Here is a 25,734-nt window from a genome sequence, read left to right as displayed (position 1 = left end):
TACCCATTTTGGTGGGGATGCTTTCAGTATACATTGGCATATTTACCAAAATGGGTAGGTTAATACCCACCTAACAAGATATGCTAAAGCTGTAGTAAGTTACGTTGTGCCCCGGCGCAAGTTTCAGTTTTCCTCTGGGTCAAGGCGATCGGCGGTATCGAACACACCCGACGCACAGGAGGAGCACATGACGTTTCAGATTTATCCAACGCTCGACATCCCCGAGACGCTGGCCGCTGGCCCAGGACCGGGAAACACCGACGCACGTGTTTTGCAGGCGTTTGCCAGCGCCGGCGTTGCCGACCACATGCAGAGCGACGTGCTGCGTGGCATGATCGAATGCAAGCACATGCTGCGTCTGATCTGGGGCACCGCCAACACCCATACCTTCGCGGTTGCTGGCACCGGATGGAGTGGGCTGGACACCATGTTCTCGGCGGTGATGCCGGGTGACAAGGTTGTGGCCTTCACCAATGGCACCTTCTCGGGCATCGATGCGATGACTCTGCGGATCAAGGCTGCAACACCGGAAGAGCACGCGACCAACCCTCTGGACCCACAAGCTGCGAGTGTCGCCGTTATTGAGGTTCCTCATGGCCAGCCCGTCACAGGCGAGATGGTCGAAGAGGTGTTGGCCACGCACAAACCGAAGTGGGCCTTCATGGCGCATTGGGAAACCGGGTCGGGTCGGGTCAACGACCTGCGTGGCTTCTCGGATGCCTGTGAACGCCACGATGTGATGGGTTTGATCGATGCCGTATCGTCGTTGGGTATCGCGGATTTCCGCATCGATGACTATCCGGGTGTCGCGGGATGGGCCTCGTGCCCGCAAAAAGGGCTGTGCTGCCTACCGCTGACCTATGCGCCGGTCAGCTTCACCGACGCCTATATCGACGCGCTGAAGACCTCCGGCGCCTATACATACGTCCACAACCCGATTTTCGAAGCACGCCACTGGGGCATCGTTGATGGGCAAGACGTGGAAAAGGGCACCTATCACCGTACCCATTCGGGCTATGCGGTCGCCGCCTTCCATGAATCGCTACGCCTGACTCTGCAGGAGGGATTGGTCAAACGTGCGCATTCCTATCGCACGCATGAGGCCGTCCTGCGCGACGCCGTCACCGCGATGGGTTGCCAGGTCACCTCGGACATGCCCAGCCTTGTGGTGCTGAACCTGCCCGCGGAGCTGGCGGGTCGTGAGATGGAGTTGGTACAGAACTGCCGCGCCCGTGGCTTTGGCATCTGGCCCACGCTCAGCGCCCCGGTTCAAGTCCGTATCGGCATCCTGAACCAGCTAACCCACCAATCGGTCAGTCGCATCGTCAGGCTGTTCGCCCAGGCCATCCGCGAGATGGGCGGCTCGGTTGATTTCGAAGCCATCGAAGCACTTTTGGAAAGTCGCTACGGCACATCTATCGCTGCATAACGGGAGGGAATGCAGATGGATATCCATGAATATCAGGCGAAAGAACTTCTTTCGAATTTCGGCGTCGAGGTCCCTTCGGGGGCTTTGGCCTACAGCCCCGAGCAAGCGGCATATCGCGCGCGTGAGTTGGGTGGTGACAAGTGGGTTATTAAGGCGCAAGTCCATGCTGGCGGGCGTGGAAAGGCCGGTGGTGTAAAGCTGTGCAACTCGGAAAGCGAAATATACGAGGCTTGTGACGAGATGTTTGGCCGCAAGCTGGTGACGCACCAGACCGGCCCCGAGGGCAAAGGCATCTACCGCGTCTATGTGGAGGCCGCCGTACCGATTGATCGCGAGATTTATCTGGGCTTTGTGCTGGATCGGTCCAGTCAGCGGGTGATGATCGTGGCCTCTTCGGAAGGTGGGATGGAGATCGAAGAAATCTCATCTGAGCGCCCCGACAGTATCGTACGCTCAATCGTTGAACCTGCCGTTGGACTGCAGGAGTTTCAGGCCCGCGAAATAGCGTTTAATCTGGGGCTGGAACCTCGCCTAATTCAACACATGGTCCGTACCCTGCAGGGTTGCTATGCTGCGTTCAGCGAGCTGGACGCGACTATGGTCGAGATCAACCCGCTGGTCATCACTGGTGACGACCGTGTGCTGGCGTTGGACGCGAAGATGAGCTTTGACGACAATGCTCTGTTTCGCCATCCGCAGGTTGCTGAATTGCGAGACAAAAGTCAGGAAGACCCGCGCGAAAGCCGCGCGGCGGATCGCGGACTGTCTTATGTCGGACTGGACGGCAATATCGGCTGTATCGTGAACGGTGCCGGTTTGGCCATGGCCACGATGGACACCATTAAGCTGGCTGGGGGTGAACCTGCGAACTTTCTGGACATCGGTGGCGGTGCCTCGCCCGAGCGGGTGGCCAAAGCGTTCCGACTGGTACTGTCCGATGACAACGTTCAGGCGGTGCTGGTCAATATCTTCGCAGGCATCAACCGCTGTGACTGGGTGGCCGAGGGCGTAGTACAGGCGCTGCGCGAGTTAGAAATCGACCTGCCGGTCATCGTGCGTCTGGCGGGCACCAATGTCGAGGAAGGTCAGAAAATCCTGGCCAAATCGGGCCTGCCAATCATCCGCGCGACAACCCTTATGGAAGCCGCTGAACGCGCTGTGGGTGCATGGCGCAACGATCTGTCCCAAAACACCAAGATGAGGGCTGTGTAATGAGCATTCTTCTGGACCGCGACACCCGCGTTATCGTTCAGGGCATCACCGGACGCATGGCGCGCCTGCATACCAAGGATATGGTGCAATATGGCACCAACGTCGTTGGCGGCGTTGTTCCCGGCAAAAGCGGAGAGGCCGTCGAAGGCGTACCCGTATTCGACACCGTCAAACAGGCGGTTGAGGCCACTGGCGCCGAGGCTAGCCTTGTCTTCGTGCCCCCTCCGTTCGCGGCGGATTCGATCATGGAGGCCGCAGATGCCGGTGTTCGCTATTGCGTCTGCATCACCGACGGCATCCCCGCGCAGGACATGATCCGCGTAAAACGCTACATGTACCGCTATCCTAAGGACAAGCGCATGGTGCTGACCGGTCCGAACTGTGCCGGTACCATCAGCCCCGGTAAGGCGCTGCTGGGTATCATGCCGGGACATATCTACCTGCCAGGCAATGTGGGCATCATCGGACGCTCGGGCACGCTGGGTTATGAGGCTGCGGCGCAGTTGAAAGAGCGCGGCATCGGTGTCTCAACCAGCGTCGGCATTGGCGGCGATCCAATCAACGGCTCGTCCTTCCGCGATATCCTTGAGCGGTTCGAACAGGACGAAGACACCGAGGTCATAGCTATGATCGGCGAGATCGGTGGCCCTCAGGAAGCCGAGGCTGCAGAATATATCCGTGACCACGTCACCAAGCCTGTTGTGGCCTATGTCGCGGGTCTGACCGCGCCCAAGGGCCGGACCATGGGCCATGCTGGCGCGATCATCTCGGCCTTTGGCGAAAGCGCCAGCGAGAAGGTGGAAATCCTGTCAGCGGCTGGTGTGACGGTTGCTGAAAACCCCGCGGTGATCGGCGAGACTATCGCCCGTGTCATGGGAAAGGCTGCGTGATGGTCAAACCTTCGGTCCTTGTCACCCGTCGCTGGCCTGCCGCCGTCGAGGCGCAACTGGCCGAAAACTACAACGCCGTGCTAAATACCGGGGACAATCCGATGTCTCCGGCGGAACTCCGCGACGCGTTGAAGACATACGACGCGGTTCTGCCCACCGTCACCGACACGCTTAGCGCCGAAGCGCTGGACGTGGCCGCAGCTCAGACCAAGATTTTGGCCAATTACGGCGTCGGGTACAGTCATATCTGTGAACCGGCGGCCCGTGATCTGGGTATGACGGTCACCAACACGCCCGATGTTCTGTCTGAATGCACCGCCGATCTGGCCATGACCCTGCTTCTGATGGTCGCCCGTCGCGCCGGTGAGGGCGAGCGCGAGCTGCGCGCTGGCGGCTGGACCGGCTGGCGTCCGACCCATTTGGTCGGCACCAAGGTCAGCGGCAAGACGCTGGGCATCATCGGCTTTGGCCGCATCGGTCAGGAAATGGCCCGCCGCGCTCATCACGGTTTCGGCATGAAAATTCTCGTACAGAACCGCAGCACCGTGTCGCCAGACGTACTGAAGCAATTCAACGCCACGCAGGTCGAGACAGTGGACGATCTGTTGCCGCATTGCGATTTCGTCTCGCTGCATTGCCCCGGCGGGGCCGCGAACCGGCACCTGATCAACGGGCGCAGGCTGGACCTGATGAAACCCGACGCCTTCCTGATCAACACCGCGCGCGGCGAGGTAGTGGACGAGCGCGCTTTGGTACAGTCGCTGATATTCGACACGATCGGCGGCGCTGCGCTGGATGTTTTCGACGGCGAGCCGCGCATCAACCCTGACCTGTTGCAATGCGACAACTTGGTGATGCTGCCGCATCTAGGCAGCGCAACAAAAGAATCGCGCGAAGCCATGGGCTTTCGCGTGCTGGACAATCTGGGCGACTTCTTCGCTGGTCGCCCACCCCGTGACCGCGTGATCTGACGCACCCTTCTTCAAAGGAGCAAAACCCATGAGCTTTTATGCCATCGAACAGGCCCCCGCGCGCCTGAACCGCAGCGAACTCGCCGTGCCGGGCAGCCAGCCCGGCATGTTCGAAAAAGCCGCGAACTCGGATGTGGACGTGATCTTCCTAGATCTCGAAGACGCGGTAGCCCCGGATGAAAAAGAGCAGGCCCGCAAGAACATCATTCAAGCCCTGAACGATATCGACTGGGGCAGCAAGACAATGTCGGTGCGCATCAACGGGCTGGATACGCATTACATGTATCGCGATGTTGTGGATGTAGTCGAACAAGCCGGTGAGCGGCTGGACCTGATCATGATCCCCAAGGTCGGCACAGCAGCAGATGTCTATGCCGTCGATATGATGGTCACGCAGATCGAAGACGCGATGGGTTACAAGAAACGCATCGGGTTCGAGCATATCATCGAGACCGCTCTGGGCATGCAGAATGTCAGCGAAATCGCGGCGGCCTCGAACCGCAATGAGAGCCTGCACTTCGGTGTGGCGGACTATGCAGCCTCGACCCGCGCGCGGACCACGATCATCGGTGGTGTGAACCCCGACTATTCGGTTCTGACCGACCCGGATGGCGATGCTGCGCGCGCGACCCATTGGGGCGATATGTGGCACTACGCGCTCGCCCGTATGGTTGTCGCCGCCCGTGCCAACGGTCTGCGTCCGATTGATGGTCCGTTCGGTGATTTCCAGGATCCTGAAGGCTATAAGGCAGCTGCCAAAAGGGCGGCGGTGTTGGGCTGCGAAGGTAAATGGGCCATCCATCCCAGCCAGATCGCTCTGGCGAACGAGGTCATGTCACCCAGCGATGCCGAAGTCACCAAGGCGCAGCGTATCCTTGTTGCTATGGCCGAGGCCGAGACCGCAGGCAAAGGTGCGGTGTCGCTGGATGGTCGTCTGATCGACTATGCCTCGATCCGCCAGGCGGAGGTCATGGTCGAAAAGGCTCGCCAGATTGCGGCAGCGTGATTTTAGCCCGCATTGGGCACTGAAGTAGGGGTGCGCGCGCTTGCCTCGGCAGGTCCGGGGCAGGCAACATCTGCAGACTTCGGTGGTCATTCATTCGATATGGCTGAAGTCTGCAACACACTACCCTGAACACTCACAGCCTTGCCTGAAAACGATGTTTTTCGGACCAAACCAGATAGGTTCTGTCGCAATCTACGATCCCAATTGTCGCTTGCAAGGTAGTTCTTTTGGCGGCGTTCGCAAAACAGACAGGAGCGGTACGTACTGATCTTACTCAAGGGAGCACATTTTCCTGATGAAGTGATCTTCCACGCGGTTTTCCGCTACCTGCGCTAGCGTGTTTCTTGCCGGGACCCAGAAGAAACCATGTCGGAGCGGAGCGTAGTCTTGGACCACGCTGCACTGAACCGCCTTTTGAAGGAGACCAATAGCAGACCGTCAACTGGATAATACCTTTCGCCAAACAGGCGCCAGATCCACCAAGGTCAATGGTCAAAAGATTGCAACGGGTCCCGTCACGACAGAACCGGCTTCTATAAAGTGGCAACGGCGCAAACGCGGTTTTGAACCATGTCAATTTTGACGACGACAGCAGGGGGCCAAGACGTTCAATCAGTGTCGCATGATAGGTATTAAGCCAGATGACCTAAGCCTCGGTCAAAAACTGAATCTACAGCATAGTGGTTTGAACAGGGCACCATGTCAGGTTCGAAAGCTGCATGAACCCGTCATCGACTCGTAAGATCTCGAACAGGTTTACGATCCGGATACCGAACTATTCGGGCACATAAGAGCCTGGTTCGCAAAGATGGGCGATCTTGAAACCGAACGTGATGCCGAGTACGCCATTCTGCGCTTCCGACATGCGTCATCAACTCATTTTATACTGACTCACAACTACACGGGTTATCCAATGGTTCGTCAGGCACGTGGCATGGTGCGTGCGGGCGAGTTGAGCAAGCTGCGGTTGGTGCAAGTGGAATATGCGCAAGACTGGCTGGCCGTACCCACCGCATCGGACAACAAGCAGTCCGACCGGCGCACCGACCCAATTCGGTCCGGTGCTGGTGTAATTGGTGATATCGGTACTCACGCGTTCAATCTGGCACATTTTGTAACTGCGAAGTGCCATCGCACCTTGCCGCTGACCTTTCAAGCTTGGTTCCGGGCCGCCAGATGGACGACAACGCCCACGTCTTGATGCGCTATGCTAGTGGCGCGCGTGGAATGCTATGGGCCAGTCACGTGGCCGTGGGAAACGAAAACGGCCTGCGTTTGCGGGTTTATGGCGAACGTGGTGGTCTGGAGTGGTCACAGGAACACCCTAACCACCTACAATTCACCCGCTTTGGCCAGCCTATGCAGCTCCTGACACGTGGATCAGGATCGGTGCTGCCGCAAGCCGCCCAACGAGCAACTCGTATCCCTCCGGGCCACCCTGAAGGATATTTGGAAGGCTTTGCAACCCTCTACGCCGAGGCCGCCGAACTGATCCGATGTGAGGATAAGGCGGACCACTTACTGCCCGGTCTTTTTGACGGTTTGTTGGGTATGGCATTTATCTCAAGCGTACTGGCATCGGCCAAGACGAAGGCCGATGGTGCCGCATGAGTGCATAAAGGTTCTGCAGCGAAGCCCCCTGAAGTTTTAAGAAATGCATCTGACCTGCGGTATAAAGTGGTCAGTTCTTTGAGTGTTTGAAAGGAACAGACTCCGAGCGTTAGCTGACCTTTACGGATCATGTGCGCGACCTCGATTGTCGGCAAAAAGGTGCGGGGCGATACTTGTAGTAAAGCGTCCACATTGGCCGACATTGTCGCAAACAACTTCAAACTGGAATACAGATTTGAATCAGTTTCAGTTTGCTCACACATTTGATGGGTTGGCATTGAGGGCCAGACAGAAAATGGCCTCCGAAATACCGGAGGCCAATCAAAGATATTTCCTCAACCTCTATTCGGCCGGCATAGTCGTTGCTTCAGCTGAGATTGTTGTCGCGATGCCCGCTGCTTCGCGCCGCCCATCATTCCAGATTGCTTTGATCAGTGCGATGCACATCAACGCCATTACAATAGAGAAGGGCAATGCACCTATCACCATAGCGGTCTGGATGGCTCCGGTACCACCTGAGACAAGCAAGCCCCCGACAACAAGTGCCAGAGCTGCGCCCCAGAACATGATGTGAGGCCTTGCCTTGGGACCTTCGTCGCCAGCTGCGTTGATCGTATTCACGATCAGCACGGCCGAGTCTGCAGACGTGACAAGGAACGTCATCAGCAGGACAACGATCACGGCGGCCATTGCCCACGCCAATGCTTCTGCAATCGGAGCAAGCATGTGTTCTGTCATCGCGAAGATCTTGTCGCCGTTCGCCGCATCCAGGATGACGCCGTTTGCGTCTCCGTTCAGTTCCAGGTCGATAGCCGTGCCTCCGGCCCAGGCGAACCAGACAAAGCACATTAGTGCGGGAACAATCATCGCGCCCAACACGAACTCACGGATTGTCCGGCCTCTGGAAATCCGCGCCAGGAACAAACCGACGAAAGGTGCGAACGCGATCCACCACGCCCAGTAGAAGACCGGCCACCAGCCCTGCCACTGCGCAAGAAGGAACGCTTCCGACCCTTCAACACCATCAGATGTGTATACGTTGAAGCTCAGCCATGGCAGCGCGACCACATAGTCCCATATGCCTACAAAAAACGCTTTGGCGCCAAAGAAGGTCGCTCCGAACAGGATGAAGAACCCCAGAAGGAAGATCGACAGGCCCATATTGATGTTCGAAAGCCATTTGATGCCCTTGCCAACACCGGACAGGGCCGACAAGGTCGACGCGCCCATGATGACAAGCAGAGCGACGACGATACCCAAGTTTGTCGCAGAACCATCGGGCTGTGCGAGCCCACCGATGCCGATGCGTGTGAGACCTGCAACGAACTGTTCAACACCGAAGCCGAGCGTCTGGGCTACCCCAAGAATAGTGGCGACAACGGCGACGATGTCGATCAGATGACCGAGGTTGCCCGACAGTGATTTACCAAACAGTGGGGTCAATGAGGAGCGGATCGTTAGCGGCAGTCCGCGACGATAGCTGAAGAAAGCAAGCGCCAAGCCAGCTATCGCATAGCATGCCCACGCCCCGAAACCCCAATGTAGGTATGACCAAACATACGCCGTTCGGACATTGTCTGCATCCAGTGCAGTCGTCACCCCCTGAATAACGGACGGATTGTTCTTGAAATGCGCGACAGGTTCGGCGACCGCCCAAGTTAACATTCCGACACCGATGCCCGCGCCAAACATCATCGAGAACCAGGAAAAGTTAGAGAACTCGGGTTTCTCGCCCTCTACGCCAAGTTTCATACGTCCTGCAGTTGGCCAGATGGCCAGCCCAATACAGACGATGACAAACCCGGTAACAACCCAGATATACCAGGCAGCAAACTGCGAAAGAATGGCGGCATTCCAATCGCCAAGAATTCTACCCGCCTGTGTTGGCCAGACTATGCACCAAACAACCAGCAGGCTGATGACGATCTTGCTGATCACCGTCACGTTGACGCTGAACCCCCGGTAAAAACCGTTGTCAGCGGTTTTTATCGGAAGTTCCGATAGTGGTGGTTTCATTGACATTTGTATTCCTCCCTTTGAATCTCCGCTTCACGCGTCGAGCGCGACCGGGCCTTTCGGCCAACTGCAACAGGCCAGCACATACCCTTGCTCGGTATCACCGGGTTGCAGGCCGCCCATGTCCTGCATCTCAACATCGCCCTGAGTGAGGCGCACTTTGCAGTTGCCGCAAACGCCCTGCTGGCAGGCCGAGTCGATCCAGACGCCTGCGTTCAGCGCAGCCTCTAGCAAGGTCTCGCCCTCGGCGGCATGTCCTTGCAGACCGCTGAGTGAGAAATAGACCTCGCCCCCCGTGCCGCTGCTTTCTTCGATAGTGATCTTTTCGCCAAAGCTTTCTTCGTGGACAGCGGCAAACGGAATGAAAGAAGCCACATCACGGGCTGCTTTCATGAACCCTTCGGGACCGCACATGAAAATGCTGCGCTCGGCGTGATCAGGCACAAGTCGCTGCAGCAGATCTGCCGATATCTGACCGATTTCACCCTCAAACCCATCATTCGCTTCATCCACAATGGTATGGATGGTCACGTTGGTGAAGCGTCGGTTCAAAAACTCAAGCTGGTCGTGGAAAATGATGTCCCTAGGCGAGCGAGCGAAATGCACGAAAACGATGTCTTTCGGCAAGGTCACGTCGGTGACGTATTGCAGCATCGACATGACCGGGGTGACACCCGAGCCACCGGACAGGAACAATGGCTTATCGCTGGGGATATCCACCCAGTTGAAGCCACCGGTGATATCTGCAATCTCGATCTCTGTTCCGGGGACCATCTGATCGTTCAGATAGTTGGACACAACCCCACCGGGCACGCGCTTGACGGTGACCTGAATGTTGTGGGGCCGGGTCGGCGTGGACGAGATCGAATAGGCGCGTACATGCTGCTTGCCCTCGATCTCGAAACAGAAGGTCACGTATTGGCCTGGTTTGAAGTCGAAGCTGCGGCTTTGCGTGTCTTCAAAGACGAAGGTCTTGCTGTCATGCGTTTCATCGATCACCGCTTTGCAGGTCAAAGTGGCAGGCCCACCTGCGTAGCAGGGTTGGTTGTTGGCTGAATTCAGGGAAAACGGACTGTCCGTCGCAACGAGCATCTTGCGGAAACCTCCAGAATAGGGTTCGCGCGAGGATAATGGTGCGAGGGGACTGAAAAACGGTGCAGAATTGCGGTATCAATCGGTTAAAGCGATTGATCTGTGTTGGATTAGTTCTTTGAACAGGGTGACAGCTTGCGCCACCAGCGGATCATGGCGTTTTCGAACGTGCACGATGGAATAGATGGGCTGTGGGATCACCGGTGCGTCAGTAACCTGTTGCAATGTTGGATACTCGGCACACAGACCCGGTGCGGCAAATCCGGGGAAATATGCCGTTCCGCCGCTGGCTTTTAGGAAATCCAAAGCCAGATCATTGCTGCCCACCAGGGTCGAGCTTTGCGGCTGATCCAAAAACGCCTCGTCATGCTGGCGGTCAAAATATGATGTGTAGGCTACCTGAATGTAGCGCGTCCATGGAACGTCCTCGATCCGGTCACAATCGGTGGACAGCATTACATAGCTTTCGCTGCCCAATTCGCTGACAAACATGTCAGGCGCCCGCTGCGGGACAAAAACAATACCGATATCGGTCTCGCCGGTCAGAACATCCCGCTGTATCTGTTGTGAGAAATTCGCCTCGAGATACAGGTCCAGATACGGGTTTCTTTCCCTGACTGCCTTAGTCCAGTCTATCAGCACGGATCGGGCCAAACTGAACTGAACTGATATACGCAAGCGTTGCCTGTTGCCGCTGCCACCCGCCTCAACATCGCGTCGTGCCAGACTCCAAGCAGCCAGCAGTGACCGGCAATGGGTCTCAAAGCGGCGCCCGGCGGCCGTGGGTTCAGCCCCGCCGCGCCCCCGTTCGAACAGGCGTGTGTCCAGCTCCTGCTCCAACTGACGGATGCGAGCGCTGACCGTGGATTGGGTCACATTCAGACGTTCGGCGGTGCGGTTGAAGTTCCGCGTTTCCAGAACATCCATGTAGGTCACTAAAAGCTGGCGATTCATTTAATCGGTAATCCCGATCGATAGGTGCGTTTCAATTGTATTTATTTGCCAAAGTTTCGCAGATATCAAGCATCGTTGAACAAGATGTAAGCCCGCCCTTTTGGCGCCAGCAACAGGAGAAGTTCATGTTCATCGTCGATTGCGACTGCCACAACTATTGGTGCAGCGCCACGGTTCTGGAACCCTACATGGAAGGTCTTTTCAAGGACATGTTCGTCCGGGGTGAACGCACCGGCCCACGTGGTGCATTCCCACATGGCCATCGTCCCTGGTTCCACCCCGAAGGATTTGCCCGCCATGACGTGAACCCGGTTGAGGAAGACGACAACTACTTGATAATGAAGGAAAAGCACCTCGATAAATACAATATCGACGTTGCGATCCTGACCGGCGACGAACCGATCGAAGCCTCAACGCTGGCCAACCCTTATTACGCCAATGCGCTGTGCAAAGCCTATAACGACTACATGATCGACTACTGGCTGCCCAAGGACGAGCGGTTCTGGGGCTCGATCGTGGTGGCACCGCAGGACCCGCATCTGGCCGCCGCTGAAATCCGCCGGGTTGGCGGCCACCCCCGTGTCGTTCAAGTTTTGGTGAGCCACGGTGCCGCGCGCCCTTATGGCGACCCGTTCTATCACCCGATCTATGAGGCTTGCGCCGAAATGGGCTTGCCATTCGCTATGCATCTCGGCGGACAGGGCGGCATCAACTCGACCCCCATCGGGGCCGGGCCTTCGACCTTCTTCTGGGAAACCCACGCGATACTGCCGCAGACGGCCATGACCCACATGGCCAGCCTGATCGCCCACGGCGTGTTTGAGAAATGGCCGGGCTTGAAAGTGGTAATAATCGAATGTGGCGTCGCCTGGGTGCCCTCGGTTCTTTGGCGTCTAGATGCGAACTACAAGGCGTTGCGAAAGGAAACGCCGTGGCTCAAGCGTCTGCCGACCGAGTACTTCAAGTCGAACATCCGCATGTCGACCCAGCCGTTGGAGCAGCCCGCGAATATCCAGCACCTGTGGGCCACGCTTGAGGCGATGGATGGAGAGAACACCCTGATGTTCGCGTCGGACTATCCGCATTGGGACTACGACGACGTCAACAAGCTGCATGTCCCGCCCGCATGGCGCGAGAAGATCTTCGGACTCAATGCGTTGGACGTATATACCCGTCTGCCACGCCCGATGGCGCATGCCGCCGAATAAAGAAGGAGACATCGACCATGGCAAACAAGTATTTCGCCTGCAAAACTGATGAAGTCCCCAGCGACGCGGCAAAGATCGTCACAGTTTCGAACATGCCCATCGGCGTTTTCAAACTCGACGACGGTTATCACGCTTTGCTCAACATCTGTCCTCACAAAGGTGCGGCCCTCTGCGAAGGCCCGGTCTGCGGTACGACCCGCCAAACGGACTCAACCGAATTTGTCTATGATCGCGCCGGTGAAATCGTCCGTTGCGCCTGGCACGGTTGGGAATTCGACATTCGCAGCGGTGAGTTTCTTGTGGATTCGTCCATTAAAACGAGACGCTTCGATGTATCAGTAGAGGGCAGTGATCTCTTCGTGCATCTGTAAGAAGCGGGTTTCACGACGAACGTCAGAAATATTAGGCAGTTCAATCTTTCCTCCCAGCTGCCTGCGCTGGCATTGTCTAGGCATAGGCAATGCCAGTTTTATTTTTGAAACCGGAGATTTATCGCTGTGCTTTTCGTATTGGCTTGGAGGATGGCTATATGAACGTTCTGATTGGCCTACAGGAGGGCGCTCACCCTGGCCAGATATTCAATGAAAACAACTCATGGCTTGGCTAAGCCATTCTTACCAGCGCCCAAAACTATTTGTTTGATTGGCTTCATGAGGCATTGGGCATTTGCCACTTTTATGTCCCAGAAAACAGCAGACCGCGTAAATAGCTGTTCAAGGCCTTCTTGAAAACCATTGGGCTCATGAGATTTTCAAACTAAGGAAATGCATTTGAGCCCATATTTTACACGCCAATTCAGGTCCATTCGCAATTATCCCGCTTCCTCTGATCTACTGCAGTATCGAGTATTCAACTACAGCGGATTTACGTCTCAGTAATTCAGGCCGAGCGACGCAGCCCATCGGTTAAACGTTTTATTAAGAACGCTTAATAATCAAACCCTTCCATAGGGTTTGCGCAATGGCTGAATACATAGTTTTCCGAGGAGCAATAAATGGAGGTCGCTGAAATGAATGTTGTGAACACAACTCATTGGCCGTTCGGGTCAGAGGAGAGTTTCATCTTGTCGACCGAACCAGGCCCAGCTTCGCAAGGCGGCGTATCTAGTTCGATTGATCAAGTCGATTTGCCTTTTTTGAACCTCGATCCCCATGATCTCGAAGGGAAAGAAGATCTGCCGGATATCGAATTGCGCGGGTTTTGGGACGGGGTGATCGACAGCACGGTCAGCGCGTATCAAGGTGCTGGGTCTCGCGAGGTTGAGTTCAATCTTTCGATGGTGAACCACGAGATCGCGACACGCGGAAGCGCCACGCTCATTTCCGAGCTGTACCATACACAGCAAGTCGCGCTTGAAACCATAAGCATGAATGGAACGGACATACCTGTTTCTTATGAGGCCCGGTCCGCCTTTGGATTTGAGGGCGTTCACATTAGTCAGGCAGCACAGTTTCAGCATCTGTCTATAGCCAGCGAACTGGGGGAGATGTTCGATGTGCATGGGTTCGATGCAAATGGCGATCTGGTTCTGGCGTCATACGGCTATTACGAGGTCGTCGAGATCGCAGGCAAGCTTCATCAAAACGGAATTTCTGATTTTGCGCTGAGTTTTGAGGTGTCGTTCGAGCTCGAAATGAATGAGACCGGTCTTTATGAAGTATTTGCTGCGGTCTCGTTCGATGGCCAAATTGACTTTAACGACGGAATGTCGCGCTTTTTTGAGTTTGAAGAGGATATGTATTTCCCAGCTCGCGATCTGGGGAGTGTGGAATTTGGCCCTTTGCCAGATGGCTTGTTCCAACAACTGGCGATGTTCCAGGCTCATATGGGTGACGCCTGGGACGAGTTGGTGAGTTTGAACGATCAGCTTGAGGCGGTGTTTTTGCAGCTTCGTGAAGACGAGCACTATGATGAGTGGGATTTGGCCGGGCAGGGGATTGAAAATCCGTTCACTTTCGATTTGCCGCCAGTGGATCAGTGGCTATAACGATTTGGACATTCGGCCCTTTCTGCTGTTCAATCGGACAGGGCTAAGCCAACTCTGTCCGATCATGTGCGCTGGCCGCATCTGATTTTCGGCCGTCACAAGTCATAGGCAAATGGAAGATATTGAAAACACCAGCCCACCGTCACTCGATCAGATCCTCTCGCTGGAAAAACAGGTATGGACTGCGCTGGTTGAAGGCAATGCACAGGCGGACCGGGCACTGTTGAGCCCCGATTTTCTGGGCGTGTATCCAACGGGTTTTGCCAATCGCGACGATCATGTTGGCCAGTTCGCCGATGCGCCTACGATGGCGCAATATGAACTCAGCGATACCAGGTTGCGCGTCTTATCGGCGGATGTGGTTTTGCTCTCATACAGGGCAGATTATCTGCGCCCCGAAGCACAGGAATGGGAGGCGATGCTGATCTCATCCCTGTGGGAGCGGCGTCACGACGTCTGGATCAACAGTTTCAGCCAGGACACGCCACTGGAACGGTCATGAGCCAGCCTCTTGTTATCAACCGCTTGCCGCGCGCTTTTCATACCGATCTGGGTGACGAAACACGCGCGGCGCTGCCCGATTTGACTGCCGAGCAGGGGGAGTTGATCGCGGGAACTGCGGGCTCTAGCCCCTACCTGAAAGGTTTGATTGACCAAGAAAGGGACTGGTTGCCGCACGCGTTGCAGCAACCGGACCAGGCATTGGCGGATGTGATGGGCGCAGCGCGCGCGCTGCCGCCGGATCAGTTGAAACCCGGTTTGCGGCAAGCGAAGAGGCGCATGGCCTTGCTGACGGCGCTGGCCGATCTGGCAGGTGCGTGGCCGTTGGAAAAGGTAACTACCGCGCTGACCGACTTTGGCGCTTTGGCCGCAGATGTGGCAGCGAAGGCCGAAATTGCTGCGCTGATCCGGCGCGGCAAGCTGCCGGGTATGACCGAAGATGATGTCGAAACCGCAGCTGGTATGGTCATTCTGGCGATGGGCAAAATGGGCGCGTATGAGCTGAATTATAGCTCAGATATCGATCTGATCGTGCTGTTCGACGAAACCCGCTTTGATCCCGATGATTTCTACGAAGCGCGACAGGGCATGGTGCGCGCCACGCGGAATTTCTGTGCCACGCTCAGCGACAAGACGGCGGATGGCTATGTGTTCCGCACCGATCTGCGATTGCGCCCCGACCCGGCGGTGACGCCTGTGTGTCTGGCGATGGAAGCGGCTGAGCGCTACTATGAAAGCCTTGGGCGCACGTGGGAACGCGCGGCCTATATCAAGGCACGCCCCTGCGCCGGGGACATCGCGGCAGGTCTGAGATTCCTCGATGCATTGCGCCCGTTCGTCTGGCGGCGGCATCTGGATTTTGCCGCCATTCAAGACGCCCATGACATGCGCTTGCGCATTCGCGAGAACAAGGGAACGGGCGGAAGTCTCTCGATTCCCGGCCACGATATGAAGCTGGGGCAGGGCGGTATTCGAGAGATCGAGTTTTTTACTCAGACCCGTCAATTGATCGCGGGCGGACGTGATCCCGACCTTCGCGTCCGGGGTACCGTTCCCGGTCTGGCGGCGTTGGCGTCGAAGGGCTGGGTGCCCGAAGACGTCGCAGAGAAACTGACTGACCACTACCGCGCCCACCGCGAGGTCGAGCATCGCATCCAGATGGTGCACGACGCACAGACCCATAAGGTGCCAAATTCAGAGGACGGTTTCGAACGGGTCGCGTGCCTGATGGGGATCAGCAGCGCCGAATTGACCGCCGAACTGACCCGCCGCCTGACCGAAGTGCACGAACTGACCGAAGGGTTCTTCGCCCCTGGACCAGGCGCGGCACCCGTGCCGCTTCAGGAGGTTGAGTTTGACAAGGGTGTGCTGGCCCGCTGGCCGACTTATCCGGCGCTTCGATCGCAGCGTGGTGCACGGATATTCGAGCGGCTCAGACCGGAACTTTTAGCGCGATTGGCGAAAACTGCGAAACCCGACGAAGCATTGCTGGCGCTGGATGGGTTTTTGGCAGGATTACCCGCTGGAGTGCAGCTGTTTTCCCTGTTCGAAGCGAACCCGCATCTGATTGATCTGCTGGTCGATATCGTTGGGACGTCACATGCGCTCGCCACCCATCTGTCGCGCAACGCCTCGGTTTTTGATGCGGTGATTGGTGGCAGCTTTTTCAGCGACTGGCCCGGACAGTCGGCCTTGCAAGCTGATCTTACACAGGCGTTGTCGGATGAAAGCGACTATGAAACACAGCTCGATTTCGCACGTCGCTGGTGCAAGGAATGGCATTTCCGCATCGGCGTTCACCATCTGCGCGGGTTGATCGATGGGGCGCAGGCCGGGCAGCAATATGCCGAACTGGCGCAGGCCGTGATTGCGGCGGTTTTGCCCTGCGTTGTCGATCAGTTTTTCCAAAAGCATGGACCGGCGCCAGGGCGCGGCGCTGCGGTTCTGGGCATGGGCTCGCTTGGGGCGGGTCGGATCAACTCGCAATCCGATCTGGACATGATAGTCATTTATGACCCGCAGGATCAGGATATGTCCGACGGTCCTCGCCCGCTGGCGACGCGGACGTATTATGCTCGGTTCACCCAGGCACTGATCACGGCGCTCAGCGCGCCAATGTCGCAGGGACGGCTTTATGAGGTCGACATGCGTCTGCGCCCGTCGGGCAATCAGGGGCCGGTGGCTACAAGCTGGGTCAGCTTCACCAACTATCAGCAGAATGAGGCCTGGGTGTGGGAACACCTTGCTTTGACCCGCGCCCATGTGGTCGCAGGTGAAGCCGGTTTAGCCGAGGATATCGAAAGCTTCCGCGCTGAATTCCTATCGCAAACGCGCGACCACCAGAAGGTGCTGAAAGAAGTCGCCGAGATGCGCGAAAGACTGGCCGCAGCCAAAGCACCAGCGGGCGTTTGGGACGCAAAGAATGGGCCGGGTCGCATGATGGATATCGAACTGATGGCAGAGACGGGCGCATTGCTGGCCGGATTGCCCCAGCGCGATGTACACTCGGGTCTGGACGGGGCGGTCGCTGTCGGGCTGCTGGATGTCGCGCAGGCGCAAACCCTGAAGGGTTGTTACGATTTATGCTGGTCGGTGCAATGTGCGGCGCGTCTGCTGTCGGGAAAGGTGATCGAGGCCGACAAGATCGGTGAAGGCGGTACGGCCTTTCTGTGTCGGGCGACCGGGTTCGATCAGGTCGAACAGCTGCAATCCGCGTTGCAAGACAATTACAGCACTGCGGCCTCGTTGATTGGCGCAGTTGTCGGAAGGGTTGAAGATGGCACGCAGTGATGATCCGAATGACCACAAAGGCCTGATCCGCGAGGCGTATCGCATTGAAGGCATCACCTTGCCCGAGTGTCGCAGCATCTTTCTGGATTGGGCGCTGAGCCTGCCCGGAGAGCTTGATCAAAATCAGGCCTTGACCAACCTACACGCAGTCTATTCGGAACAGGCTGCTGATCATCCGATGACGCAGGTCCTGACCGAGGGTTTGCAGGCGGCCCAAGCCCCCAAGCGTCGTGGCGGCTGGCGCAAGCGCAACCGTTAACGGGGCTTTCACCCCCGTGCATTCACGATTATGAGGGCGCCATGACACCCGTAGCTGACCGCCCCCGTATCCGTTTGAAACCCAAGGCCAATGCGCGTGGCCTGCGCCACGGGTTTCCCTGGGTCTATGCCAATGACATCGTCACCGACCGCCGGACCCGCAAAATCGGGCCGGGGTCCTTGGCTGTGCTGGAAGACGAGAAGCGCGCGCCAATCGCTCTGGTCGCGGTGAATCCGGCCTCAAAGATCATGTGCCGGGTGCTGGATCGCGACATTAACGCGCAGTTGGATGCGGACTGGTTTGAAACCCGTCTGCGCCGCGCGCTTGAGATGCGCGAGCGACTGTTCGATGCGCCTTACTATCGCCTGATCCATGCCGAGGCGGATGGGTTTCCCGGGGTGATCATCGACCGGTTCGGAGACGCCTGCGTGATCCAACCCAACGCAACCTGGGCTGAGGCACATCTTGAATCTCTGACCGACGCGCTAGTCAAGGTGACCGGGGTCGACACAGTGTTGAAGAACGCCTCGGGGCGCACGCGTGTGCTCGAGGGGTTGGACGACACCAATCTGACCTTGCGCGGCACCGCGCCCGATAAGCCTCTGCCGGTGCCAATGAATGGCGCAACCTACATGGCCGACCTGACCGGGGGACAGAAAACTGGCCTGTTCTATGACCAACGCCCCAACCACGCCTTTGCCGCCAAGTTGGTTCACCCCGAGGCGCAGGTGCTGGACGTATTCAGCCACGTCGGAGGCTTTGGTCTGGCCATGCTGGCGGGCGGCGCAGCACAGGCATTGTCCGTTGACGGCTCGGCAGCGGCGCTCGAACTGGCGGCGAAGGGCGCAGAAGTCTCAGGATTTTCTGCCCGTTTCCAGACCCGACAAGGCGACGCCTTTAATATACTGACCAAACTCGGCGAAGAGGGCGCGTTGTTCGACGTCGTCATCTGTGATCCCCCGGCTTTTGCACCTTCGAAACAGGCGTTGGATGCAGGTTTGCGTGCCTATGAGCGTACCGCACGTCTGGCGGCTCCGCTGGTCAAACCGGGCGGGTATCTTGGCCTCTGCTCCTGTTCTCATGCCGCTGATCTGGGCCGCTTCCGCGATGCCTCATCCCGTGGGATCGGACGGGCAGGACGACAGGCCCAACTGATCCGAACTGGCTTTGCCGGGCCGGACCATCCACAACTGCCGCAGCTAGCAGAAAGCGGCTACCTCAAAGCCGTGTTTTACCGTCTGTGAAGGCCGTTCTGGATACCTGCGTCATCTATCCCACGGTGATGCGAGAGATGCTGTTGGGCGCTGCGAGGCTTGGTTATTTCACGCCCGTCTGGTCTGCACGTATCCTCGAAGAATGGGCCCGCGCCGCCCGCAAGCTTGGCCCCGAGGGCGAGGCGCAGGCGCGCGCCGAAATCGCGCTGGTTCAGGCCCATTGGCCAAATGCCGAGCAACCCGCCAACCTCGGTGTTGAACAGCGCCTATGGTTGCCGGATGCCGCCGACATCCACGTTCTCGCAACGGCGGTCACAAGCTCGGCAGATGTCATTGTCACCGTCAATGCCAAGGATTTTCCCAAGAATATGTTGGCCGACGAAGGGCTTGAGCGGCGCGATCCGGACGGACTGCTACATGAACTCTGGCTGTCCGACCCCGAAGGCATGACGCAGGTTTCCAAAGCGGTCCTTGCTGAAGCCAACCGGCTATCCGGTGCTCAATGGACCTTGCGCAGCTTAATGAAAAAAGCCCGCCTGCCGCGCCTTGGCAAAGCCCTGAGTACTTAATTCGGGATCCCATTCATCTGGCCAAAAATATCTCGGGGAGCCCGAGGGGCTGGCCCCTCGCTCCTATCCTAAACTCCCACGCCCCACTTTTGTTCAAGTACTTCCAGAGCTGCGATCCGCTCATCCGTCTTTGGATGACTCATCAACCAAGCGGGCACAACGCCCGCGCGCTGCTGTGTCAGATCCTCAAGCTTGTGGAACAAAGACTTCTGTGGACCAATCCCGATCCCGGCTTTTGTCAAAAGCGCAGCCGCATATTCATCCGCCTCATATTCATCACTCCGCGACAGGCGGGAGGCCAGCAAATGAGTCAGCATATTTGCAATCCAGGCTCCAATGAACGGGATGAAGCGGTTCAATAGCATCATCAGCGCAGCACGCAGGGCGTTTTGACCCGAGAAATCAATCATCCGCCGCCGGGCGTGGCCAAGGGCGACATGGCCCAATTCATGCGCGATTACGCTTGCCATTTCTTCCGCTGATACTTCGCCGTTGCCAAATTTGCGATAAAAACCGCGAGTGATGAAAATGCGCCCGTCCGGCGCGGCCAGCCCGTTCACCGGATCGATTTCGTAGATGTAGACTGGGACTCGATCAATTTCCAAGGCTGCAGCCAGCCGGTCCGTCATGCGTTTTAGCGCAGGATCGGCCAGTTCGGTGGACTTCGCATCCAACTCACGATGCGTGCGCCAGACGGATATCCGGTACATCACAACGGCATAGGCTATGGCCAGCAGGATGGGTGTTAAGCGAAGCATGAGTTAGATATGGGCGGCCCACCCCGAGGAGGCAAGCGGTAACTCGCCCTTCACGCCCGATCAGTTATGCGGCTCAATCCAGCCTTACCTGCCTGGCGAGGGCAGGTGCAGGTTCGAATGAAACTCGGCAAGGGACTGCTTGGTTAAGACCTCGCCCTTCGAAGCCTCAAAAAATGCGCGTTCAGCTTCCTTTTCTGCGACCAGAGCATCAACTCTCAGGTCCCTCACATCCGCGCGCAGAGCGTCGCGCGCCTCCTCGTAGGTTTCAGCATCGCGCAGCTCATCCTCAAGCGCACTCAGCTTGTCATCATAGTCCGGGTCCGCAGGATCAAGTGCGGCGATATCATCGGCGATGTCTTCGCTGCTGCGGCCATCGTAGTCTTCGTTCAGATCACGCAGTTCACGGCGCGCCTCATAGAGGTCACCGCGTAAGTCGTAATAGGTTTCCGCCGCCGCCTGGTAGGTCGCGATTTTGCCGACATTGCTGTTGGGTGAAGCATTGCGGAACGCCGGGGCCGCTGCCTTAGACGCATTCAGGTTACGCAGCTTGTCCGAGCCATAGGGATCGGTGATCGCTGCAACAAGCGGGTCGCGGTAATAGCGATAGCGGTCCTTCTTGCGATCGGAATATGGCTTGTCGTAGCGCAGTCGATAGTCGGTTTCATCATAGATCTTCTTATCGTCCGAATAGCGGAAGCCGTCAGGACCGTAAGGCACCGGCTGGACCGTTGCCCAGTCCTTGTGCCGGTAGTTTGGCTGTGGCAGATCGAGATTGCCGTGGAACTCGCCCAGCGTCGCCTTGGTCAATGTACGCCCTTTCGAAGCGTCATAAAAGGCAGCCTCCGCATCTTGCAACGCGTCGCGGGTTTCGTATTTCAGATCCCTCAGATCCGCGCGCAGATCGTCGCGCGCCTCCTCATAGGTTTCAGCATCGCGCAGCTCATCCTCAAGCGCACTCAGCTTGTCATCGTAGTTCGGGTCCGCAGGATCAAGCGCGGCGATATCATCAGCGATGTCTTCGCTGCTGCGGCCATCGTAGTCTTCGTTCAGATCACGCAGTTCACGGCGCGTATCATAGAGGTCACCGCGCAGGTCGTAATAGGTTTCCGCCGCCGCCTGATAGGTCGCGATCTTGCCGACATTGCTGTTGGGTGAAGCATTGCGGAACGCCGGGGCTGCTGCCTTAGACGCATTCAGGTTACGCAGCTTGTCCGAGCCATCGGGATCGGTGATCGCTGCAACAAGCGGGTCGCGATAGCGACGCTTGCTGGGCTTCTTATTGTCATAGTGCTTGGATTTATAATCTGTGCGAGCAACAGGTCGCGGGGAATACTCAACCGGAGCCACCGACGCCTTGCGATACGTTTTCGTTACGCGGTTCGCGCTTGACTTGGTTTTTACCGGCGAACGCTTGCCAAATAGTTGCTCGACATCGCGTTTAAACTCTCTTCCAAAGCCCGCCAGTGTGGTCTTTTGTACCTTGCCGTTCCGTCCCTTAGCTTTAGCAGAGGTTTTGGCTGACCGGTGGTGTTTTGCCTTTTGCTTCTTGTTAAACCCGAAAGCCTTTTCCACGCGGTGCGTTTTGGAGTTGGCCTTGCCGGCATCTTTACCCGCGCTTTTGGAACCCTTAGCTTTGCCGGATTTTCCCTTTTCGCCGCCTTTGTTGCCGTCGTTGCCTTTTCCGGACTTTCCCTTGCCTTTGTTGCCGTCGTTGCTTTTTCCAGAATTACCTTTGCCGCCGCCGCGGCCCTTTCCCTTGCCATTATCATTCTTGGCATAAGCGGCGTCAGGGGAAAGTACCAATGTCGCGGTCGCACCCGATGCAATTGCGAACGCTGTAATGGTCAAAACAGATGTCAGTATATTTCGTAGTTTTGAAATGGTCATCTCAGCCCCCCAGCTTCAATCCCTTTGTCGTATATCACGAATTCGAGAGAGGCAGGGAATTTTGCTGAGATTGTTTCTTTGGTGGTGCTTTTGACGCGAATATCTCTGAAAACTAGGCCTATTGTTTCCGGTTTCTGAGTTAACCAGGACTCCGACGGTGACTAGCGCGTCAGTTCCCGCATACCTTGTTCCAAACCCGCCAGCGTCATGGGTACCATGCGATCTTCGAATATCTCACGGATCATGCCGATCGAATGGGTATATTCCCAATACTTCTGAGGCACTGGATTGATCCACAGGTTCGATGTCCACTGTTCGCGTGCACGGCCCAGCCAGACTTGGCCAGATTCCTGATTCCAATGCTCATTTGCACCGCCGGGATAAGCGATCTCGTAGGGACTCATCGAGGCATCGCCGACAAAGATGCATTTGTAGTCCGGCCCGTATGTGCGCAAGACCTCGTGCGTCGGAGTTTGCTGATCCCAGCGGCGGCGATTGTCGCGCCAGACGCCTTCATAGAGGCAATTGTGGAAGTAGTAGTATTCCAGATGTTTGAATTCGGTTCGGGCCGCTGAGAACAGTTCTTCGACGACCTTGATATGCGGGTCCATCGATCCGCCCACGTCCAGAAACAAAAGCACTTTGACGGCGTTGTGTCGTTCGGGTCGGGTTTTGACATCCAGATATCCGTGTTCAGCCGTAGCCCTGATCGTTCCATCCAGATCAAGCTCTTCCGCTGCACCTTCACGCGCCCAGCGGCGCAGGCGTTTCAAGGCAACCTTGATGTTCCGGGTGCCCAGTTCAACAGTGTCATCTAAGTTCTTGAATTCGCGCTTGTCCCAGACCTTTACTGCACGCTGATGGCGGCTTTCTTTCTGGCCGATGCGCACGCCTTCGGGGTTGTAGCCATAGGCGCCGAAAGGTGAGGTGCCTGCGGTGCCGATCCACTTGTTACCGCCCTGATGGCGACCCTGTTGGTCCTTGAGGCGCTCGCGTAGCGTCTCCATCAGTTTATCAAAGCCACCAAGCGCCTCGATCTCGGCTTTTTCTTCATCCGAAAGGTGCTTTTCGGCCATCTTTGCAAGCCACTCGGCGGGAATATCGACCGCCTCGAGTACTTGATCGAAACTGATTTCACCCAACCCTTCGAAACTGGCGGCAAAGGCACGGTCGAACTTGTCGATGTTGCGCTCGTCTTTCACCATCGAAACGCGGGCGAGATAGTAAAACGCCTCGACATCGTATGTCGCCAAGCCCTTTTTCATCCCTTCCAGAAACGTCAGGTATTCGCGCAAAGATACGGGAATGCCAGCGTTTCGGAGGTTTTCGAAGAAGGGCAGGAACATCGTTCTATACCAGGCGGACAATGACCAGTGAAATCACCAGCCCGACCAACGCAAAGGCAATGCCGTAGCCCGCAGCGTATTGCGCCATATCCGCACCGCTTCCGTTACGTTTGCGTGCTGTCAACGCGCCCAGAATCGCGCCCAGAATAGCCATGCCCAGAACCACTATCATGTGACGTTATCCACCCGTGCTTGTGGCGGCTGACTGCGCGATGTCTTGTGTGACCGAGCGCACCACCAAATCCGAGCCGAAGCCGTAACGTGCCCATCCGATACTGTCCAGCCGAACGCGACGTGCCTGATCTAGTTGACCGGACTGCCGCAGTGCCTCGGATTTGAGCAGCAGCAGAGTGGCCAGAAGGGCGGCGTTCTCGGCCTTGGTCATGACATTGATTGCTTTGTTCAATTCGGGCAGGGCCTCGGTGCCCTGACCCTGTGCCAAAGCAAAGGCTGCGGTTTGTGCCGTGATATGAGCGCGCTGAATTTCTGTTCCCGGGGTGGCGTTCAGGTATTTCAGGGCAATTTTATATTGCTGCTGCGCCGCCTCAGGGTCGTCGAATTGCCCCATGCGCCCCAGCAGATAATGCGGATAGGCGCGGCGGTGGTCGGTCCAGCCTTGCTGTTGACCAATTCGCGCTGCCTCGTTCGCAGCGTTGACGCGTTTGGCCGTACCAGCGCCAGCCCCCAAAGCGCGTTGAACTGCGTTAATCCAGGCCCGAGGTGTCTCAGTAATCTGTTGTGGCGCAACCCGATCCCCTCTGGGGTTCAGCCGGCTGAGTACGCCGGGCAGAACCGCCGCCACCTGTTCGCGTGTCATGCCATTTTGCAGCTCAGGCGCATAGGCTGCGCGCAGGATCAACATGTCGAATCCGGTCAGAACAGTGTGGAAATTGTCGTCGTTGAATACTGAATCGGTTAGGCGATAGAGGTCGTTCAGAGGTCCAAGTGCCTGAGCCAATTCTTCATGCAGGCAGTCCCGAATTTCCTGTGGGCTGGCATCGTAGGGGATGAATATCCCGATCCGTTCACGTTTTCGCAGTTCGGTCCAGTTGCTTTTGCTTTTGCGCCTGTCACGGCGGTATTCTTCCAGACTTGAAGAGTTGGGCACGACGAAACAGGCTGCCTGCGGCAGGATGCGGCGGATCTGTTTCTGGCTTACAGCCTCGATCGTGATGTTCGCCTGACCCTCTGGAATCTGCCGGATGTCGATCTTCGCCTCACGTTGCAACCGGGTCAGTAGCCGGCTCAGGTCGGTCTGCATCGTTGGTGGCGGTGTCCCAGTCAGACGCACCGTGATGGGTCCATCAAACCGGGTGAAAACGGGCAACTCTGCGCCGCTCTCAAGTGCGAAATGCAGAGATAGGAAATCTGCGGCGATGTTCTTGTTTGAGCGGGCAGGCGGGCTTGGACGAGCAGCGCCGAAGGATTTAGACGGCGGCAGCGAAGCTTCAATCACCTGGGTACGGGTCGGCGTCTCGATCCGGTCGACCGTGGTGCAGGCAGACAGCGCCGCCAGAAGTAAGGTTGCGCCTAAAAGCCTCATGGTCGCTGATACTTCAGGAACGGCGACAACTTGCCGATGCGGTCATAGAGTTTGCGTGCGGTATGGTTGTTTTCCTGCGTCAGCCAATAGACTGAGGGGGCTTTCTGCCTGTCCGCTTCTTCATAGACGGCCTCAATCAGGGCGCGTCCAACTCCGGTGCCTCTCGCTTCTGGGCGGGCATAGAGATCCTGCAGATAGCAGACACTTTCTTCCTTCCAGGCGTGGCGATGAAACAGGTAGTGGGTCAGTCCAAGCAGTTGCCCATCCAAATCCGCGACAAAACAGGAAAAGTCATTCGGATCATCACCTAAGAGCCGCGCAAAGGTGCTTTGGAAAGTCGAATCCGGCGCTTCGGTTTCATAAAATGCCAGGTAGTCACGCCACATTTCGGCCCATTGATCCCGGTCTTCTGGTCGCAAGGGGCGAATTGTGAGGGCGTTAGACATTTTACTATTTCCTGCTCTGGAGGCCCGATTGGCGCGGGGTCTTTC

24 protein-coding genes are annotated in these 25,734 nt (G+C 57.1%); 15 read left to right on the top strand and 9 right to left on the bottom strand.

Translation table 11 applies throughout. The features are described from left to right. Positions 1 to 187 precede the first annotated feature (187 nt). The 7 genes from ACR0CZ_RS12640 (at position 188) to ACR0CZ_RS12610 (ending at position 7,119) form a co-directional block, all read left to right on the top strand. Positions 188 to 1,429, top strand: coding sequence for a pyridoxal-phosphate-dependent aminotransferase family protein (locus tag ACR0CZ_RS12640; RefSeq protein WP_170396610.1), 1,242 nt, complete (start codon positions 188 to 190; stop codon positions 1,427 to 1,429). A 15-nt stretch (positions 1,430 to 1,444) separates the two neighbouring features. Further along, positions 1,445 to 2,641, top strand: coding sequence for a malate--CoA ligase subunit beta (locus ACR0CZ_RS12635; RefSeq protein ID WP_170396612.1), 1,197 nt, complete (start codon positions 1,445 to 1,447; stop codon positions 2,639 to 2,641). Beyond that, entirely contained in the window at positions 2,641 to 3,531 is an 891-nt protein-coding gene (sucD, locus tag ACR0CZ_RS12630; RefSeq protein ID WP_170396614.1) for a succinate--CoA ligase subunit alpha, read from the top strand. The genes ACR0CZ_RS12635 and sucD overlap by 1 nt, the downstream gene beginning before the upstream one ends. Next, on the top strand, positions 3,531 to 4,502 hold the full coding sequence (locus tag ACR0CZ_RS12625) for a 2-hydroxyacid dehydrogenase (RefSeq protein WP_170396616.1): 972 nt from the start codon (positions 3,531 to 3,533) through the stop codon (positions 4,500 to 4,502). Before sucD ends, ACR0CZ_RS12625 begins: the two co-directional genes overlap by 1 nt. A gap of 28 nt (positions 4,503 to 4,530) precedes the next feature. After that, positions 4,531 to 5,508 carry an HpcH/HpaI aldolase/citrate lyase family protein gene (locus ACR0CZ_RS12620; RefSeq protein ID WP_170396618.1) on the top strand — a complete coding sequence of 326 codons (978 nt, stop codon included), beginning with the start codon at positions 4,531 to 4,533 and terminating at the stop codon, positions 5,506 to 5,508. A gap of 808 nt (positions 5,509 to 6,316) precedes the next feature. Then, on the top strand, positions 6,317 to 6,709 hold the full coding sequence (locus ACR0CZ_RS12615) for a Gfo/Idh/MocA family protein (RefSeq protein WP_480503330.1): 393 nt from the start codon (positions 6,317 to 6,319) through the stop codon (positions 6,707 to 6,709). Next, positions 6,685 to 7,119, top strand: a complete 435-nt coding sequence (locus ACR0CZ_RS12610; protein WP_480503328.1) for a Gfo/Idh/MocA family oxidoreductase — start codon at positions 6,685 to 6,687, stop codon at positions 7,117 to 7,119. Before ACR0CZ_RS12615 ends, ACR0CZ_RS12610 begins: the two co-directional genes overlap by 25 nt. A gap of 342 nt (positions 7,120 to 7,461) precedes the next feature. Here the strand turns inward: ACR0CZ_RS12610 and ACR0CZ_RS12605 are convergent, their stop codons facing one another. The 3 genes from ACR0CZ_RS12605 to ACR0CZ_RS12595 form a co-directional block, all read right to left on the bottom strand. Beyond that, the gene (locus ACR0CZ_RS12605; RefSeq protein WP_170396620.1) at positions 7,462 to 9,141 is read right to left on the bottom strand and encodes a BCCT family transporter; all 1,680 of its coding nucleotides are present in this window, start codon (positions 9,139 to 9,141) and stop codon (positions 7,462 to 7,464) included. 27 nt (positions 9,142 to 9,168) lie between these two features. Next, positions 9,169 to 10,227: a hybrid-cluster NAD(P)-dependent oxidoreductase gene (locus ACR0CZ_RS12600; RefSeq protein WP_170396622.1), complete on the bottom strand. Its 1,059-nt coding sequence runs from the start codon at positions 10,225 to 10,227 to the stop codon at positions 9,169 to 9,171. A 78-nt stretch (positions 10,228 to 10,305) separates the two neighbouring features. Next, positions 10,306 to 11,181, bottom strand: a complete 876-nt coding sequence (locus ACR0CZ_RS12595; RefSeq protein WP_170396625.1) for a LysR family transcriptional regulator — start codon at positions 11,179 to 11,181, stop codon at positions 10,306 to 10,308. A 125-nt stretch (positions 11,182 to 11,306) separates the two neighbouring features. Between ACR0CZ_RS12595 and ACR0CZ_RS12590 the strand changes: the two genes are divergently transcribed. The 8 genes from ACR0CZ_RS12590 to ACR0CZ_RS12555 all read left to right on the top strand — a co-directional run bounded on the left by ACR0CZ_RS12590 (position 11,307) and on the right by ACR0CZ_RS12555 (position 19,709). Then, positions 11,307 to 12,389, top strand: a complete 1,083-nt coding sequence (locus ACR0CZ_RS12590; RefSeq protein WP_170396627.1) for an amidohydrolase family protein — start codon at positions 11,307 to 11,309, stop codon at positions 12,387 to 12,389. A 17-nt stretch (positions 12,390 to 12,406) separates the two neighbouring features. Further along, entirely contained in the window at positions 12,407 to 12,760 is a 354-nt protein-coding gene (locus ACR0CZ_RS12585) for a Rieske (2Fe-2S) protein (RefSeq protein WP_170396629.1), read from the top strand. A 623-nt stretch (positions 12,761 to 13,383) separates the two neighbouring features. Beyond that, a complete protein-coding gene (locus tag ACR0CZ_RS12580; protein ID WP_170396630.1) occupies positions 13,384 to 14,376 on the top strand; it encodes a hypothetical protein in 993 nt (330 codons plus the stop codon). A 112-nt stretch (positions 14,377 to 14,488) separates the two neighbouring features. Then, entirely contained in the window at positions 14,489 to 14,878 is a 390-nt protein-coding gene (locus ACR0CZ_RS12575; RefSeq protein WP_170396632.1) for a nuclear transport factor 2 family protein, read from the top strand. Continuing rightward, positions 14,875 to 17,667, top strand: coding sequence for a [protein-PII] uridylyltransferase family protein (locus tag ACR0CZ_RS12570; protein ID WP_170466416.1), 2,793 nt, complete (start codon positions 14,875 to 14,877; stop codon positions 17,665 to 17,667). Before ACR0CZ_RS12575 ends, ACR0CZ_RS12570 begins: the two co-directional genes overlap by 4 nt. Beyond that, the gene (locus ACR0CZ_RS12565; RefSeq protein ID WP_170396636.1) at positions 17,654 to 17,926 is read left to right on the top strand and encodes a hypothetical protein; all 273 of its coding nucleotides are present in this window, start codon (positions 17,654 to 17,656) and stop codon (positions 17,924 to 17,926) included. Before ACR0CZ_RS12570 ends, ACR0CZ_RS12565 begins: the two co-directional genes overlap by 14 nt. A gap of 41 nt (positions 17,927 to 17,967) precedes the next feature. After that, on the top strand, positions 17,968 to 19,170 hold the full coding sequence (locus ACR0CZ_RS12560) for an RSP_2647 family RNA methyltransferase (RefSeq protein ID WP_170466419.1): 1,203 nt from the start codon (positions 17,968 to 17,970) through the stop codon (positions 19,168 to 19,170). Then, positions 19,167 to 19,709, top strand: coding sequence for an RSP_2648 family PIN domain-containing protein (locus tag ACR0CZ_RS12555; RefSeq protein ID WP_170466422.1), 543 nt, complete (start codon positions 19,167 to 19,169; stop codon positions 19,707 to 19,709). The genes ACR0CZ_RS12560 and ACR0CZ_RS12555 overlap by 4 nt, the downstream gene beginning before the upstream one ends. Positions 19,710 to 19,777: 68 nt before the next feature. Here ACR0CZ_RS12555 and ACR0CZ_RS12550 read toward each other — a convergent pair whose 3' ends face one another. The 6 genes from ACR0CZ_RS12550 to ACR0CZ_RS12525 form a co-directional block, all read right to left on the bottom strand. Next, complete coding sequence (locus ACR0CZ_RS12550; protein ID WP_170396642.1) at positions 19,778 to 20,467, bottom strand: M48 family metallopeptidase; 690 nt, start codon at positions 20,465 to 20,467, stop codon at positions 19,778 to 19,780. A gap of 84 nt (positions 20,468 to 20,551) precedes the next feature. Next, on the bottom strand, positions 20,552 to 22,354 hold the full coding sequence (locus tag ACR0CZ_RS12545; RefSeq protein WP_170396644.1) for a hypothetical protein: 1,803 nt from the start codon (positions 22,352 to 22,354) through the stop codon (positions 20,552 to 20,554). A gap of 161 nt (positions 22,355 to 22,515) precedes the next feature. Further along, positions 22,516 to 23,700 carry a vWA domain-containing protein gene (locus tag ACR0CZ_RS12540; RefSeq protein ID WP_170396646.1) on the bottom strand — a complete coding sequence of 395 codons (1,185 nt, stop codon included), beginning with the start codon at positions 23,698 to 23,700 and terminating at the stop codon, positions 22,516 to 22,518. A gap of 4 nt (positions 23,701 to 23,704) precedes the next feature. After that, positions 23,705 to 23,872 (bottom strand): hypothetical protein, encoded by a 168-nt coding sequence (locus tag ACR0CZ_RS12535; protein WP_170396648.1) that lies wholly within the window; start codon positions 23,870 to 23,872, stop codon positions 23,705 to 23,707. Between the two features lie 6 nt (positions 23,873 to 23,878). Continuing rightward, entirely contained in the window at positions 23,879 to 25,243 is a 1,365-nt protein-coding gene (locus tag ACR0CZ_RS12530; RefSeq protein ID WP_170396650.1) for a DUF2927 domain-containing protein, read from the bottom strand. Next, positions 25,240 to 25,689 carry a GNAT family N-acetyltransferase gene (locus ACR0CZ_RS12525; protein ID WP_170396652.1) on the bottom strand — a complete coding sequence of 150 codons (450 nt, stop codon included), beginning with the start codon at positions 25,687 to 25,689 and terminating at the stop codon, positions 25,240 to 25,242. Before ACR0CZ_RS12525 ends, ACR0CZ_RS12530 begins: the two co-directional genes overlap by 4 nt. Positions 25,690 to 25,734: the final 45 nt, after the last annotated feature.

It is taken from the genome of Ruegeria sp. H9 (genome assembly GCF_056532915.1).
The sequence above is the reverse complement of the archived record's forward strand: the minus strand, read 5'-3'. Positions and strand labels throughout refer to the sequence as shown.

Excerpts from the sequence above, each read along its gene's own strand:
- ACR0CZ_RS12640 (WP_170396610.1), top strand. The coding sequence starts at position 188 with ATGACGTTTCAGATTTATCCAACGCTCGACATCCCCGAGACGCTGGCC.
- ACR0CZ_RS12635 (WP_170396612.1), top strand. The coding sequence starts at position 1,445 with ATGGATATCCATGAATATCAGGCGAAAGAACTTCTTTCGAATTTCGGC.
- sucD (WP_170396614.1), top strand. The coding sequence starts at position 2,641 with ATGAGCATTCTTCTGGACCGCGACACCCGCGTTATCGTTCAGGGCATC.
- ACR0CZ_RS12625 (WP_170396616.1), top strand. The coding sequence starts at position 3,531 with ATGGTCAAACCTTCGGTCCTTGTCACCCGTCGCTGGCCTGCCGCCGTC.
- ACR0CZ_RS12620 (WP_170396618.1), top strand. The coding sequence starts at position 4,531 with ATGAGCTTTTATGCCATCGAACAGGCCCCCGCGCGCCTGAACCGCAGC.
- ACR0CZ_RS12615 (WP_480503330.1), top strand. The coding sequence starts at position 6,317 with ATGGGCGATCTTGAAACCGAACGTGATGCCGAGTACGCCATTCTGCGC.
- ACR0CZ_RS12610 (WP_480503328.1), top strand. The coding sequence starts at position 6,685 with ATGGACGACAACGCCCACGTCTTGATGCGCTATGCTAGTGGCGCGCGT.
- ACR0CZ_RS12605 (WP_170396620.1), bottom strand. The coding sequence starts at position 9,141 with ATGTCAATGAAACCACCACTATCGGAACTTCCGATAAAAACCGCTGAC.
- ACR0CZ_RS12600 (WP_170396622.1), bottom strand. The coding sequence starts at position 10,227 with ATGCTCGTTGCGACGGACAGTCCGTTTTCCCTGAATTCAGCCAACAAC.
- ACR0CZ_RS12595 (WP_170396625.1), bottom strand. The coding sequence starts at position 11,181 with ATGAATCGCCAGCTTTTAGTGACCTACATGGATGTTCTGGAAACGCGG.
- ACR0CZ_RS12590 (WP_170396627.1), top strand. The coding sequence starts at position 11,307 with ATGTTCATCGTCGATTGCGACTGCCACAACTATTGGTGCAGCGCCACG.
- ACR0CZ_RS12585 (WP_170396629.1), top strand. The coding sequence starts at position 12,407 with ATGGCAAACAAGTATTTCGCCTGCAAAACTGATGAAGTCCCCAGCGAC.
- ACR0CZ_RS12580 (WP_170396630.1), top strand. The coding sequence starts at position 13,384 with ATGGAGGTCGCTGAAATGAATGTTGTGAACACAACTCATTGGCCGTTC.
- ACR0CZ_RS12575 (WP_170396632.1), top strand. The coding sequence starts at position 14,489 with ATGGAAGATATTGAAAACACCAGCCCACCGTCACTCGATCAGATCCTC.
- ACR0CZ_RS12570 (WP_170466416.1), top strand. The coding sequence starts at position 14,875 with ATGAGCCAGCCTCTTGTTATCAACCGCTTGCCGCGCGCTTTTCATACC.
- ACR0CZ_RS12565 (WP_170396636.1), top strand. The coding sequence starts at position 17,654 with ATGGCACGCAGTGATGATCCGAATGACCACAAAGGCCTGATCCGCGAG.
- ACR0CZ_RS12560 (WP_170466419.1), top strand. The coding sequence starts at position 17,968 with ATGACACCCGTAGCTGACCGCCCCCGTATCCGTTTGAAACCCAAGGCC.
- ACR0CZ_RS12550 (WP_170396642.1), bottom strand. The coding sequence starts at position 20,467 with ATGCTTCGCTTAACACCCATCCTGCTGGCCATAGCCTATGCCGTTGTG.
- ACR0CZ_RS12545 (WP_170396644.1), bottom strand. The coding sequence starts at position 22,354 with ATGACCATTTCAAAACTACGAAATATACTGACATCTGTTTTGACCATT.
- ACR0CZ_RS12540 (WP_170396646.1), bottom strand. The coding sequence starts at position 23,700 with ATGTTCCTGCCCTTCTTCGAAAACCTCCGAAACGCTGGCATTCCCGTA.
- ACR0CZ_RS12535 (WP_170396648.1), bottom strand. The coding sequence starts at position 23,872 with ATGATAGTGGTTCTGGGCATGGCTATTCTGGGCGCGATTCTGGGCGCG.
- ACR0CZ_RS12530 (WP_170396650.1), bottom strand. The coding sequence starts at position 25,243 with ATGAGGCTTTTAGGCGCAACCTTACTTCTGGCGGCGCTGTCTGCCTGC.
- ACR0CZ_RS12525 (WP_170396652.1), bottom strand. The coding sequence starts at position 25,689 with ATGTCTAACGCCCTCACAATTCGCCCCTTGCGACCAGAAGACCGGGAT.